The organism is Planobispora longispora (assembly GCF_016863135.1).
Taxonomy (GTDB): Bacteria; Actinomycetota; Actinomycetes; order Streptosporangiales; family Streptosporangiaceae; genus Planobispora; species Planobispora longispora.
Genome location: NZ_BOOH01000010.1, coordinates 36,416 through 50,627 on the forward strand (window position 1 = coordinate 36,416; position 14,212 = coordinate 50,627).

The 14,212-nt window shown below is 71.5% G+C and carries 8 protein-coding genes; 6 read left to right on the forward strand and 2 right to left on the reverse strand.

Going from position 1 to position 14,212, the window contains the following annotated elements; all coding sequences use genetic code 11:
• Positions 1-28 precede the first annotated feature (28 nt).
• Complete coding sequence (locus Plo01_RS05060) at positions 29-4,228, forward strand: alpha-(1->3)-arabinofuranosyltransferase domain-containing protein (RefSeq protein ID WP_203889311.1); 4,200 nt, start codon at positions 29-31, stop codon at positions 4,226-4,228.
• A gap of 8 nt (positions 4,229-4,236) precedes the next feature.
• Positions 4,237-6,063 carry a hypothetical protein gene (locus Plo01_RS05065; RefSeq protein ID WP_203889312.1) on the forward strand — a complete coding sequence of 609 codons (1,827 nt, stop codon included), beginning with the start codon at positions 4,237-4,239 and terminating at the stop codon, positions 6,061-6,063.
• Here the strand turns inward: Plo01_RS05065 and Plo01_RS05070 are convergent.
• Positions 6,004-8,688 carry an acyltransferase family protein gene (locus tag Plo01_RS05070; protein WP_203889313.1) on the reverse strand — a complete coding sequence of 895 codons (2,685 nt, stop codon included), beginning with the start codon at positions 8,686-8,688 and terminating at the stop codon, positions 6,004-6,006. The genes Plo01_RS05065 and Plo01_RS05070 overlap by 60 nt on opposite strands.
• A gap of 25 nt (positions 8,689-8,713) precedes the next feature.
• Positions 8,714-9,976 (reverse strand): acyltransferase family protein, encoded by a 1,263-nt coding sequence (locus tag Plo01_RS05075; RefSeq protein WP_203889314.1) that lies wholly within the window; start codon positions 9,974-9,976, stop codon positions 8,714-8,716.
• Positions 9,977-10,068: 92 nt separating this feature from the next.
• On the opposite strand from Plo01_RS05075, the gene pgfA (Plo01_RS05080) reads away from it, so the two are divergent.
• From pgfA (Plo01_RS05080) to Plo01_RS05095, 4 genes are all read left to right on the forward strand, one after another.
• On the forward strand, positions 10,069-11,016 hold the full coding sequence (gene pgfA / locus Plo01_RS05080; protein WP_203889315.1) for a cell envelope lipid trafficking protein PgfA: 948 nt from the start codon (positions 10,069-10,071) through the stop codon (positions 11,014-11,016).
• A 50-nt stretch (positions 11,017-11,066) separates the two neighbouring features.
• Positions 11,067-11,795: a class I SAM-dependent methyltransferase gene (locus tag Plo01_RS05085; RefSeq protein WP_203889316.1), complete on the forward strand. Its 729-nt coding sequence runs from the start codon at positions 11,067-11,069 to the stop codon at positions 11,793-11,795.
• A gap of 132 nt (positions 11,796-11,927) precedes the next feature.
• Positions 11,928-12,845: a cell envelope lipid trafficking protein PgfA gene (gene pgfA, locus Plo01_RS05090; protein WP_203889317.1), complete on the forward strand. Its 918-nt coding sequence runs from the start codon at positions 11,928-11,930 to the stop codon at positions 12,843-12,845.
• A gap of 77 nt (positions 12,846-12,922) precedes the next feature.
• Positions 12,923-14,038 (forward strand): NAD(P)H-dependent flavin oxidoreductase, encoded by a 1,116-nt coding sequence (locus Plo01_RS05095; RefSeq protein ID WP_203889318.1) that lies wholly within the window; start codon positions 12,923-12,925, stop codon positions 14,036-14,038.
• Positions 14,039-14,212 lie beyond the last annotated feature (174 nt).

The window sequence follows — 14,212 nt, forward strand, 5'->3', positions numbered from 1 at the left end:
CGGGTCTGCGGGGGAAGGGCGTGAGTTTGTGATCTCCGTTGACCACGCGGGACAGATCGTCGACCGCGCGGGGCGGACCCCGTCGCGTCTCCAGGACCGCCTGCGGGTGTTCGCCGGCTGCCTGGTCCTGTTCGCGATCTCCCTCTTCACCGCCTCCGAGAAGATCATCGCGGAGACCAAGCTCGACATGCCCGTCAACCCGGTGGGCTTCCTCGCGCGCTCCCTGTCGCTGTGGGACGGCGCGCACTTCGGGCACATCCAGAACCAGGCGTACGGCTACCTCTTCCCGATGGGGCCGTTCTACGTCCTGGGCGTCGAGATCGGCCTGCCCCCCTGGGTGGTGCAGCGGCTCTGGATGGGGCTGGTGCTCTCGGTCGCCTTCGTGGGCATGGTCGTCCTGGCCAGGGCCCTGGGCGTGGGGACGCACAACACCAGGCTGCTGGGCGCCATGGCCTACGCCCTCGCCCCGCACGCGCAGGCCCTCATCGGGGTGAACTCCTCGGAGTTCCTGCCCAGCGCGGTGCTGCCCTGGATGCTGCTCCCGCTGGTGTACGGCGTCCGCGAGCGCATGAACCCCCGCCGGGCCGCGGCCCTGTCGGCGCTGGCCTTCGTCCTGTGCGGCGGGATCAACGCCACGGCGGAGCTCGCCGTCCTGGTCGTGCCGCTGCTCTACCTCCTGACCCGCCGCAAGGGCCCCCGGCGGCGGCGTCTGCTCGGATGGTGGCTGGGATTCACCGCGGCCGTGTCGGTGTGGTGGATGGTGCCCCTGCTGATCATGGGCAAGTACATCTTCTCCTTCATGCCCTACACCGAGAACGCGGCGGCGACGACCGGGGTCACCTCGCTGACCAACACGTTGCGGGGCGCGGCCAACTGGGTCGGCTTCCTGCCGATCGACGGCCTTCCCTGGTGGCCGGCCGCCTACGAGCACTCGGTCCAGCCCTGGCTGGTCATCGCCTCGGCGCTGGTCGCGGGGCTGGGACTGGTCGGGCTGCTCCGCCGGGAGATGCCGGAACGCACCTTCCTGATCGTGCTGCTGCTCGCCGGAACCGCGATCATGGTCACCGGGCACGTCAGCGTCATCGCGAACCCGTTCGCCGCGGAGTTCCGCGAGCTCTTCGACGGCCCGCTCGCGGTGTTCCGGAACATCCACAAGTTCGACGCCTTGATCCGCCTCCCGGTCTGCCTGGGCCTGGCCTACCTGCCGGCGGTGGTGATCCCGCGGCTGCGCGTGCCCATCGCGCTGACCACGAGCGGCCTGCTGCTGGTGACCTTCGCGCCGATCGGGACGGTCGGCCTGGCCGCCCGGGGCGCCTACCAGGAGATCCCCGGGTACTGGAAGGAGGCCGCGGCCTGGCTCAACGCCAACACCGGCGAGCAGACGGTGCTGGCGGCGCCCGGATCCCGCTGGGGCGAGTATCTGTGGGGCCGTCCCATGGACGAGCCCATGCAGCCCCTGCTCAACGTGCGCTGGGCGGGCCGGACGATCGTGCCCTGGGGCTCGGCCGGCGTCACCCGGCTGCTGGACGCCGTCGACGAACGGTTCGCCACCGGGCAGGGGTCGACCGGCCTGGCCCAGGTGCTCGCCCGCATCGGGGTGCGCTACGTGCTGGTCCGCAACGACCTGGACAAGTACTCGATCCGCGGGGCCTGGCCGCCGCGCGTGCACGAGGCGATCAACGAGTCGCCCGGCCTCCGCCTGGTCAAGACCTTCGGCCCGGTCGTCGGCGACCCGTACACGGTGAACACCTCGACCTGGTTCAACCAGCCGTACATGGCCCTGGAGGTCTGGGAGGTCGAGGGCGCGGCGGAGGCGGCGTCCACGATCCCCGCCGGAGAGCCGCTGCGGGTCACCGGCGGACCGGAGGCGCTGCTGGCCATGGCCGACCTCGGCCTGCTCCGCGACGACCGTCCGATCCTGCTCGGCGACGACGGCGCGGCGGCCGAGGTGCCCGCGGAGGACACCGTCGTCACCGACACCCTCCGCAGGCGCGAGGTGGCCTTCAGCGAGCTCAGGTTCGCCAGTTCCCCGACGCTGACCGCGACGGAGGAATACCGCCGCCCGGCCGCGGTGCACGACCTGCTGGACCCGGGCTGGAGCAAGTACCTCTCCGTCGCGAAGCTGAAGGGCGTCGCGTCGGTCACCGCCTCCTCCTCGGCCTCCGACATCACCGCGCTGCCGGACGGGCGGGACCCGGCCCACCATCCCTTCGCCGCGCTGGACGGCGACAGCCGTACCTCGTGGCGGTCGGACGGGTGGAGCGGGGCCGTCGGGGAGTGGATCGAGGTGAAGTTCACCTCGAAGATCACCATGCCGCACCTCGCCGTCGCCTTCAGCCAGTTCCTCGGCCCCGCGGTGACCGAGGTGGAGGTGGAGACCGCCGCCGGGAAGCTGCGCCATCCCGTCGCGAACGTGAGCACCGCCCAGCTCATCCCCGTCCCGGCCGGCGCGACCGACCGGCTGCGCCTGTCGGTGACCAAGGTCGCCTGGCGTCCCAAGAGCACGCTTGGAACCCGGGTCGGCATCACCGAGCTCGCCGTGCCGGGACTGCTCGCGGCACGCACGGTCGCGGTGCCCACCCCGGCCGTCAAGGGCGGGGGGATCCCCGCCTACCTGCTCACCGGCGGCGCCGGCAGCGCGCCCGGCTGCATGCAGGGGTCGTTCGTGTGGACCTGCTCGTCCCAGCTCGGGATCGGGGGAGAGGAGCCGTACGGCTTCAACCGGACGATCACCTCGCCGGGGGCGGCGGAGCGGGTCGCGGAGGGGCAGGCCATCCTGAGCGACCCCGGGACCGCGAACCACTCCACGACCTTCCCCGGCATCTACCCGCACGTCACGGCGTCGTCCACGCTCATCGACCACGCCGCCACGCTCGGCCGGGCCGCCTTCGACGGAGACCCGAAGACGATCTGGTACGCCGGGGCGCTCGACGCCAAGCCCACGCTGACCATCGACTTCGGCAGGAAGACCTCGCTCGACCGGATCAAGGTGATCTATCCGGAGCTGCTGAGCGAGCCGGCCCCCATGCAGGTCCTGGTCTGGGCCGGTGAGACCATGCGCGGCGGTTACCTCGACGAGGACGGCGACTTCCGATTCAAGCGGGTCACCACCAGGAAGCTGGTGGTGCAGTTCCTGCCCGCCCCCAGCCAGAAGGTCCACATCGCCGACATGCGGATCCCCGGTGTGGATCACGTCCGGCTGCCCGGCAACTTCCCGGTGCGCACGATGTGCGGGGTCGGCCCCGCGCTCATCGTCAACGGCGAGCAGGTGCCGACCAGGATCGTGGGAGGCACCCTCGGCGACATCCTGACCGGGCGCCCGCTCACCTTCCGCAGCTGCAAGAAGTGGGGCATCGAGGAGGGGGAGAACACGTTCGCGGTCTCCCGTCACGACGCCTACCGCATCACCTCCCTGCTGATCAGGGGGAAGGCCGCCGAGCAGGCCGTCCCGCCGCGGGCCCGCCAGGTCGCGGTCACCGGCTGGGAGCCGGGCAGGCGCAAGTTCGTCCCCGAGCCCGGAGAGCGCTCCTACCTGGTCGTCAACGAGAACTTCAACATCGGCTGGGAGGCCACCGCGGGCGGCGCCCGGCTGGAGGCGGTCCGGCTCGACGGCTGGCGTCAGGCGTGGATCGTGCCGGAGGACGTCACCGACGTGGTCGTCGCGGGCTACGCGCCGGAACCCTGGTACCGCGCCGCGATCGTGGGGGGCTGGGTGCTCATCCTGCTCGTGGCGCTGATCGCCTGGCGCTCGAAGCGCTGGGGGAGGTTCAAGTACTGCCCCGAGGCGGAACCGGCCGTCCTGCCCCGCCGGCTGGTCACGGCGGCGGCGCCGGTCGTCGGCGTGTGGGTCGGCGGGCTGTTCGGCCTCATCGTCGTGGTGGCCTGCTACGCGCTGATCCGGAGCATGCGCGCGGCGGCCCGCCGCAACCCCGATCTCCCGGCCTCCTTCCGCCGCTGGGCGGTCCTGCTGTACTCGCCCGCCCTGGCGGGGGTCTCCATGGCCCTGGCGGGAGTCGCGGTGGGCCTGGGCCACCACTTCGCGGGCACCGAGCAGGACGTGCTGGCCGACCCGCTGCGCGACGTCGTCGGCCAGCTGCTCTGCCTGCCGGTGCTGGGCCGGTTGCTGGTCGCGCTGCACGACGGCCCCGAGATCGACCGGCTCGCGGCACAGACCAGGGTGGCCGAGATCGAGGCCGCCCGCCCGCTCGCCGAACTCGTGGGGCGCTAGGAGGAGTAATGATCGAGACCGTGCGAACGTCTCCGTCCCCCGTGCGGAGGGCGGTCAACCCGCTCCGCCACAGGATCGTGGTCACGGGCCTGGTCCTCGTCCTGCTCCAGGCCGCCTGGCTGGTGTTCGTGGTCGGCGGCTCCTTCTTCAAGGAGGACGACTTCCAGCTGATCGTGCGCGTCACCGATCCGGAGATGGGCTGGGACGGGCTGCTGGAGCCGGTCGGCGGCAGGTTCGTCCCCGGCGTCCTGGCCGTGGTCTGGGCGGCGGCGTGGCTGGACGTCTACGGCTGGGGCCTGGTCACGGCGATCGTGGTGACCGTCCAGGCGCTGGCCTCGGTCGCCGTGCTCCGCATGCTGGTCGTGGCCTTCGGGGAGCGGAAGGCGATCCTCGCCCCGTTCGCGCTCTACCTGTTCTGGCCGCTGGCGGTGCCCTCGCTCGCCTGGTGGTCGGCCGCGCTGCCGGTCGCCGGCCTCCACCTGGCGCTGGCCATGGCGGTCTCCTCCTACCTGCTGCGGGTGCGCCGGGGCAGGCGGGCGGCGACCGGGGTCGTCGTCTGGACGCTCGTCGGCTCGTGCTTCAGCGCGGCGGCGCTTCTGATCCCGGTGCTCCTGCTCGCGGTGCACGCCGTGTTCCTGCTCGGCGGACGCGGCGCCGTACGGCGGGTGCTGCGCGGCTCCCCGGTCCTGTGGACCCTGTACGGCACGCTGACGGCGGCGCTCGGCGCGGTCCACCTGGCCGCGCGGATCGCGGGCCAGGACGTGACGCCGCCGGCGCCGGGTGACGCGGCGGGCTTCGTCGTGCGGCTGCTGGGAGAGACCACGGCCACCGCGCTGGTGGGCGGACCGTTCCAGTGGTATCTCCCGCGCCCGGACCACGGGCTGGCCCTGCCGGACCCTCCCGTCACCGTCACCGCCTGGATCGTGATCGTCGTGGTGGTGTGGGCCTCGTCGCGGGTGCGCGGCGTGCGCGGGGCCGCCCCCGCCTGGGGGATCCTCCTGGGATACGTGCTGCTGTCGGCGCTCCTTCCGGCCCTGCTGTGGACGGTCGGAGCGGCCGGGCCGTTCGCCGGGGCGGAGACCCGCCTGGTGGCGGACGCCACCCCGGTGGCGGCGTTCAGTCTGGCGGCGGCGTTCCTCCCGCTGGTGGGGGAGCGGGACAGGGAGGGCGGCCGGCCGGTGGGCAGGGTGCTCAGGGTCGGCGGGACGGTGCTCGTCGCCGCGGTGGTCGCCGCCTCCCTGTGGTCGGGCGCGGCGCTGCGCGCCCGGATCGACAGCGAGCCCGTCCGCGACTATCTCGCCACCGCCGCGGGAGAACTGGCGCGCACCCCGTCCAGCACCCAGATCTACGACACGACGGTGCCCCGGGAGCTCATGTCCAGCTGGTTCGGGGACGACCGGCTGACGTCCCGGGTCCTGGCCCCCCTCGCACCGGTGGACCTGCGGGGGGTGCTGCGCGAGCCGGTGCCGTCGTCGGCGCCGCTCATCTTCGACGAGACCGGGCGGCTGCGGCCGATGGGCGTCTTCCCCGTCTCCGTGGCCCGCGCGCCCGGCGGATGCTGGCCGCTGCTCGGCAACCGGGTGGACATCCCCCTGGACCAGGACCTTCCGCGCAGGACCTACACCGTCGCGCTGTCCTACACCGCCACCAGCCAGGCGCTGGCCGTCTTCTCCTACGGCGGCGAGCAGGTGCGGCTGAGCCTGCGGCCGGGCCCCCAGGCGGTCTACCTCCAGATCACCGGGGGCGGGTCCGCCATGCGGATCAGCCAGATCACCTCAGGCACGGGCCTGTGCGTCAGCGGACTCAGCGTGGGAGCCGCCGTCGTGCGGCGCTGACGACGCTGACGGCGCTGATCGCGTCACCGTCCGGCCGAGGTAGCGCCCCAGGTTGTGGAAGGGGTTCTCGACCAGGTGGTAGGTGAGGGCGGCGAGCACCAGCGTGCCCACCGCCGAGATGCCCAGGACCTCCCAGAACTCGCCGCCGATGAACAGGTCGTTGCCGACCGCCCAGTAGTAGCCGTAGATCACCACGAACTGCCAGAGGAAGACCCCGTAGGAGATCTTGCCGACGTACCGCATGATCGGGCTGCCGAAGAACAGGTTGGCCAGTCCGCCGGCACGCGGGGCGAACGCCGAGGGCGCCACGAGCAGCAGGCCCACGACCGCCCAGAGAATCGCCTTGATCATGCCTTCGTGGGCCGGCAGGGCGCCCAGGTGCAGCGGGCCGGTGAACGAGGTGCTGGCCGCCGCGTAGGTGAGCAGCGCCAGCGTCCACGACATCAGCGCGAAGCGGGGGATCGTGACGCAGAGGCGCGCGACCCGGCCCGACGGCTCGGCCTTGGCCCACGCCGCCAGCACCGCCAGCGCCATGCCCGGGGCGAACCACAGGTAGTAGCGCGGCAGGAGCATGTTGATCTCCGGCGGCATGCCCGGCTGGTGGGCCAGCAGGACCAGGCCGATCGAGATCGCGATCAGTACGGCCAGCCCGCCCAGCAGCCTGACCGCCCGGGCGCCGGGACCGCCGCCGCCGAGCCGCGCGACCCGGGCCAGCACGGCGGCCAGCAGCGGCAGCGTGAGATAGAAGGCCACCTCGACGGAGAGCGACCACATCTGCTCCAGGCCCTTGCCCTCCCCCACCAGCCACCACGACTCCACGTCGTAGATCTGCAGCAGGAGCAGCCACTTGGCCCAGAACCACTGCGAGTCGTTGTGCGCCTGGTTGAACAGCAGCAGCGCGATCACGGCGACCAGCCAGTAGGCGGGCAGGAGCCGGAACCCGCGGCGCCACAGGTAGGCCTTGGCGCTGGGCGGGGCGGTCGAGGTGAGGGCGGCCGTGGCCCAGGGGCGGTACAGCAGCAGCCCGGAGAGCGTGAAGAAGATCGCCACGCCGACGTCGCCGCGCGACACCAGCCACGCGCCCCAGCCCTCCTCCATGCCGGTCTTGGAGCCGACGTGGAAGACGAGAACCGCGAAGGCCGCCAGCGCACGGATGCCGTCGAGCGCGTTCAGGTGGCCGGCGGCCTCCCGGGGCAGCGGCCCGGCGTGCCCGGCCGCGGTGCCGGACTGCGGCGCGCTCAGGACCGCGGGCACGTCGCGGTCCTCCGTCACGGGGCTCCGCGCCCCGCGGTCGTCCACGGCGGCGGGACGCGCGGGGCGCGGCGGGGCGGCGGGTCGTGAGACGGGCGGGACGGGGCGGGACGGGGCGGCCGCGGACGGAGCGCCGCGGGTGAAGCCGACGACCCGCATCCCGGCCGGGGCCAGCAGCGGCGGCTCGGGGGCGGTGCCGCTGTGGCCCAGGCGCGACAGCGGGAACTCCACGAGATACCAGGTCAGCGCCGACAGCACCACGGTGAGCGCGAGGCTCAGCGGCAGCACGTACCACATGCCGCCGTTGAAGTACGGGGTCCCGGTCAGCCGGAAGACCGCCTCCATGGCCACGAACTGCCACAGGAAGATCCCGTAGGAGATCTGGCCGAGGAAGCGCATCACGCCGCCGCCGAGGAACCTGCCGAACCGGTCCGGGTGGCCGCGGTGGAAGGCCGCCGGGGCCAGCAGCAGGAACGTGATGAGAGCGTGCAGGAAGAGCTTGGCCTCCTCCTGGAACAGGCCCGTGAAGGGGTCGCCGAACCGGCCGGTGATCGGGGTCATCAGGATGGCGAAGGCGAGCCCCGCCGTGAGCAGGAAGGTCCCGGTGGCCGCGGCCACCGACGAGCGCAGCGCGTGGATCCGCCGCGCCCCCTCGCTCTCGCCCTGGCCCCACACCAGCAGGACGGCCAGGGCCATGCCGATGGCGAAGAAGACCAGGTAGTGGGGGAGCATGAAGCTGAGCCAGAAGATCCGCTCGGGGTAGTGCAGGAAGATCACGAAGATGAACGAGACGGCGCCCATGACCCCGATCCCGACGAGCGCGCGCCGCGCCCGCCCGTCGATCGAGCCGCCCCGGCGGGCGTACCGCTCCAGCAGCCACGCGAAGACCGGCAGCAGGACGTAGAAGGCGGCCTCGACCGCGAGGCTCCACATCTGGCCGAGGGCGGTCGGGCCGAGCCCTCCGTTGGGCCAGGAGGCCCCCGGGTCGTAGATGTGCACGAGCAGGAGCATCTCCGCCCACTCGACCAGGGAGTATCCCCCCGGCTCCGCCAGGTTCGTCATCGCGATGACGACGACGATCCAGTAGGCGGGCAGGATGCGCAGCGCCCGGCGCCAGAAGTAGCTCCGGACCGACGGGGGCCGGGAACCGGTCAGGATGCGCCTGGCCCACGGCCGGAAGAGCAGCAGGCCGGAGAGGGCGAAGAAGATCGAGACCGCCAGATCCCACCGGGCCAGCGCGCCGCCGACGACGCCGCCGTCATGGACGAAGCTGGTCATGACGGCCGCGTGGAAGACCAGGATCATTAGCGCCGCCACCGCCCGCAGGCCGGTGAGGGTGTCGATTCTCTCCTCGAGAGGCGCTGCCGTACGCATGGGAAAGATGCCTCCGGGGCCGGGATCAGTCGGTGGCGCGCTGCGACCGGCGCCGTTCGAGACGCTTGCCGAGCGCGCGGGCCGGTTGTTCGACGAGGTGGTAGGTGATCCAGGACAGGACCAGGGAGGCCGCCAGCACGGCGCCGAACACCGGCAGGAAGGCCATGTCGAGCTTGGGCCGTCCGGTCACGTCGTAGAAGACCCAGATGAGCAGGATCTGCCAGGCGAACAGGCCGTAGGACAGGTTGGCCAGCCAGCGCATGACGGGATTGCCGAGCGCGACGTTCACCCAGGTCCGGGTGGCGGGCTGCATGGCCACCGGCGCGACGATGAGGAAGGTCATCACCGCGTACGCCGCCAGCCGGAAGGCGGTGTGGCCGAGCTCGGGCACCGGGCTCACCGGGACCTTGGGGCCGCCGAGCGTGGTGGCCGCCAGGCCGAACGCCAGCACGGCCAGGGTGAAGCACGTGCCGGTGTGGTAGGCCATGTCGGCGCACCAGGCCCGGATCCGCAGGGCCGCCGGGGTCTCGGCGCGGGCCCAGACCGTCAGGACGCAGATCGCCATGCCGACGGCGAACCACGGGAAGAAGCGGGGCAGCCACCACTCCATCCGCATGGTGTAGACGGGGTGGTGGACGGCGAACAGGTAGCCGAACGAGGCGAGCGAGAGCACACCCAGGGCGATGAGCAGCCGGATCGCCCGCGTGTCGGGGCGGGCCGTCCCCCCGGACTCCCCGGCCCTGGCCACCCGGCTCAGGGCCGCGGCGAGGAACGGCAGAAGCAGGTAGAAGCTGACGTCGACGGAGAGGGTCCACATCTGCTGCAGCCCGATCGGGCCGAGCTGGATCACCGGCCACCAGGGGTCGGGATCGAAGACGTGGATGAGCAGGGCGACCTCGATCCAGTCCCAGGGCGTGTGCAGGCGGTCGAGGTTGTACAGGAGCAGGCTGACCGCGGCCACCAGCCAGTACAGCGGGAAGATGCGCAGCACCCGGCGGATCGTGTAGATCTTCGCGCTGGGGTGGGGGGCGGCGATCAGCAGGCTCTTCACCCAGGGCCGGTAGAGCAGCAGTCCCGAGATCGCGAAGAACACCGCCACCCGGGCCTCGCCCCGGGACAGCACCCAGGCGAGCGGGCCTTCACCGTAGTGCAGGCCGACGACGCCGGCGACGTGGAACACCAGCACGGCCAGGGCGGCCAGCGCGCGCAGCCCGTCGACGCCGTCCAGCCGGGAGGCGGAGGGGGGCGCGGCCGGGGGCGTCGCGCCGGCATGCGATTCGACCTGCATGAGGCGTCCATGGGGGTCAGAGGGGGGAGGGTCGCACTAGGTTATCTCTAACCTAGAATCCGTTCTACTGTCCCTTTAGCTGTGGAGGCTCCATGCGGCGTGCCGGCTTGGGGCTGCTCGGTCTGGGCGGCTTCCTGGCGGCACTGGCGCTGGCCGTGCCGCTCTACCTGCTGGGCGCTCTGGCATCCGCGCCGGAGGATTTCTATTCGGTGACGAAACTGCGGGCGGAGGGCGCGACGGCGCTGGACCGCGCGAGCGGCCGGCTCCTGCGGGACCAGACGGTCGAGATGATCTCCACGATCCGCGGGGACGTGAACGCGGCCATCAGCGGGGTCGCGGTGTGGGACAACTTCACCACCGTGCGGACCGAGGGCGGGCTGACGCTGAGCTACACCGAGCGGCGGGCGGCCTTCGACCGGAGGTCCGGCCGGATCGTGAACTGCTGCGGCGAGTACGTGGGCACCTCGTCCGCCGTCAAGCAGTCCGGCCTGGCCTACCGGTGGCCGTTCTTCGCCGGGCGCCGGGACTACCCCTTCTTCGACACCGTCACCGGGACGGCCCTTCCCATGGTCTTCCAGGGGGAGACCTGGATCGGGGACGTGCGGGTCTACCGCTACGTCCAGCGGGTGCCGGAGACGCGGGCGGGCCCGGTCCCCGGCGGCGTGGTGCCGGCGGGGCTGTTCCGGCGGACCGCCGGACGGCCGGATCGGGACGGCAACGTCCGCGCGTCCGTGTGGGCGTCGGTGGATCGCACGTACTGGGTGGAGCCCGTCACCGGGACGCCGGTGAAGATCGAGGAACGGCAGCGGCAGTCGATCGTCGCCGAGGAGGACGGGGCGCGGCTGACCGCCCTGGAGGCCGACTTCGTGAGCCTGCCCGAGGAGGTCAACGCCCGCGTGGCCGAGGTGCGCCCGCGGGTGGGCATTCTGGAGATCATGAACAGTCGCCTTCCGTGGCTGGTGGCGGGGGCGGGGGCGGCGCTCGCCCTGACCGGCGGGCTGCTGTACCGCCGGGGAATGAAACGGGTTACATCTCTGTGACCGGGGAGTCATACGCTGCGCTCAACCATCTGAGGGAAGGGCGGCGGCAGGTGACCGTTCGAGCGTCTGGTGAGCTCCGCGATTTCTACGAGCGGCCGGAGACCCCGGTCTCCGCCGCCCAGGACCGTGCCGCCCGGCTGGTCGCGTTCCTGAGAGAGATCACCGCCGCGTCGTCCGGTGAGCTGGTGATAGCCGACGTGGGCTGCGGCGACGGGGGGATCACCCGGATGGCCGCGGACGCGGCTCCGGGGCACCGGGTCATCGGCATGGACTGGGCGATGGCGCCGCTGGAGACGGCCCGGGCCAAGGGGCTGACGGTGATGCGGGGCACCGCGGCCCACCCCGGCCTCCCCCTGGCCTCGGCCAGCGTCGACGTGGTCGTCTTCTCCGAGGTGATCGAGCACCTGGTGGATCCCGACGCGGCGATCCTCGAACTCCACCGGGTCCTGCGCCCCGGCGGCCACCTCCTGCTGTCCACGCCCAACCTCGCGGCGTGGTTCAACCGGGGCATGCTCGCGCTGGGCCGGCAGCCGGTCTTCTCCGAGGTCAGCATGGCCCGGGTGTTCGGCAGGCCCGGCCAGTTCGTGGCCGGGCACCTGCGGCTGTTCACGCTGGGCGCGCTCAAGGAGTTCCTGGTGGCGTACGGCTTCGCGGATCTGCGGGTGCGCGGGGCCTGCTACCACGACGTGCCGGGCCCCCTGCGCCCGCTCGACCGGTTGTTCCGTTCCTGGCCCGCGGCCTCGGCGATCTTGACTGTTCACGCGCGGAAGCCGCACTAGAACAAGCTGCGGTTACTTTTCAGTAACCTACGTGACGTCGATCACTCGCAGCACTAACATGACCGGAAAATAGAACACCATTTCACGACATATAGCCCAAATCGCACGGCTGGCCACCCCCCGGAGGATTCCATGCGCAAGACAGTCGGAGTCGTTCTCTTAGCCGTTGGAGCCTTCCTCATCGTCCTCGCCCCGCTGGTGAGGTTCCAGGTGGCGGACAAGCTCATCGCCGCCCCGGCCGGCCAGTACGGCGTCAGCAAGCTCGAGGCGACGAACGCCCAGTACTTCAGCACCGGCGACCTCAAGGTCCTCACCGGCAACCTCGACATCACCGTGACGACCCGCGGCGACGTCTCCCAGGCCCAGGGCGACAGGGTCGTCTGGGACGAGTTCACCTCGGTGAACGACGTCACCAACAACAAGGCCGGCATCTCGATGAGCGAGCGGCGCAGCGCCTTCAACAAGTACACCGGGGTCGGCGTCAACTGCTGCGCGGTGAACATCGACAAGAAGCCGGTCACCCTTGAGGGCCAGATCTACAAGTGGCCCTTCGACGTCGAGAAGAAGACCTACAAGGTGTTCAACTCGACCACCGGCAAGGCGTTCGACGCCAAGTTCGTGGGCGAGGACACGGTCAACGGGCTCGCGGTCTACAAGTTCGAGCAGGCCATCCCGCCGACCAAGACGCAGACCATCACCGCTCCCGCCTCGGTCTTCGGCGTCCCGGTCGCCGGCGACATCCAGGTCGACCGCGTCTACGACGGCAAGAACACGTTCTGGATCGAGCCCGTCACCGGCTCGCCGGTCCGGCAGGAGCAGCAGCGCAACGAGGTGCTCAAGACCCAGGACGGGGTCGAGCGCTCCAAGGCGTTCGTGGCCACGGCGAAGATGACCCAGGAGACGGTCAACGAGCTGTCGACCAACGCCAGGAACAGCAAGAGCCAGATCACGCTGATCAAGACCACCATCCCGCTGGTGCTGCTCATCCTCGGTGTCGTGCTCCTGGGCGGCGGGCTCTTCGCGCTGCGGGGCGCCCGTCGCAAGGCGTGACCCCGGGCGGCCGTAGAGCGAACGTTCTAGACTAGAACACGTTGCAGTTTGGTGGCTGGGCACCGTACCGTGGGCGTATGCGGACACGTGTCACGGACATGTTCGGAATCGAATTTCCGATCTTCGCGTTCAGCCACTGCCGGGATGTCGTCGCCGCGGTCAGCCGCGCCGGCGGGATGGGCGTGCTCGGCGCGCTCTACTTCAGCCCGGAAGAGCTCGAGATGGAGCTCAAGTGGATCGACGACCACGTCGACGGCCGGCCGTACGGCGTCGACGTGGTCATGCCCGCCTCCTACGCGGGAGCCGACCTCGGCGTCGACTCCCCCGAGGACCTGGTGGGACGCCTGCAGGGAATGATCCCGGCAGGTCACCGGAAGTTCGTCGACGACCTGCTGGCCGCGCACGGCGTGCCGCCGCTGTCGGACGAGGCCGACGCGGGCAAGGTGCTGCTCGGCTGGACCGACGCCACCGCCCGGCCGCAGGTCGAGGTCGCGCTCAAGCACCCGATCGCGCTGCTGGCCAACGCGCTCGGCCCGCCCCCCGCCGACGTGGTCGAGATGGCCCACGCCAAGGGCGTCAAGGTGGCGGCGCTGGCCTCCACCCCCCGGCACGCGGTCAAGCAGGTCGAGGTCGGCGTGGACGTGGTCGTGGCGCAGGGGACCGAGGCGGGCGGGCACACCGGTGAGATCTCCACGATGGTGCTCATCCCGCAGGTCGTGGACGCCGTCGACGTGCCCGTGCTGGCGGCCGGGGGCATCGGCAACGGACGTCAGATGGCGGCGGGCATGGCCCTGGGCGCCGAGGGCGTGTGGACCGGGTCGATCTGGCTGACCGTGGAGGAGGCCGACACCCCCGAGATGGCCAGGCGGCGCATCCTGGAGGCCACCTCCCGCGACACCGTCCGCTCCCGCTCGTGGACCGGCAAGCCGGCCCGGCTGCTGAAGAACGAGTGGACCGACGCCTGGGAGTCGGCCGAGTCGCCGGGCACGCTGCCGATGCCGCTGCAGTTCATGCTGGTCTCGGACGCGCTGCGCAGGATCGGCCGGTCCGACGCCGCCGAGCTGGCGACCTTCCCGGCCGGTCAGATCATCGGGACGATGAACCAGGTGAAGCCCACCCGGGACGTGGTGTTCGGGATGGTCGAGGAGTACGTCGAGGCCATGGAGCGCCTGGGCCGTCTCACCCAGGACTGACACCCGCCCGGGCTGCTATCGATCACGGGCTCTCTTGTAGATCATTTCAGTCCGGGCGGTCTACCACTCCGATGACCGGCGGGAGATCCTCCTCGCCGAATCCGCTCCCGGCCGTCGGCGGCGTGCTCCCGCGCCCGCACGCGGTGGTGCTCGCCCACCAGCGAAGGCGCGACC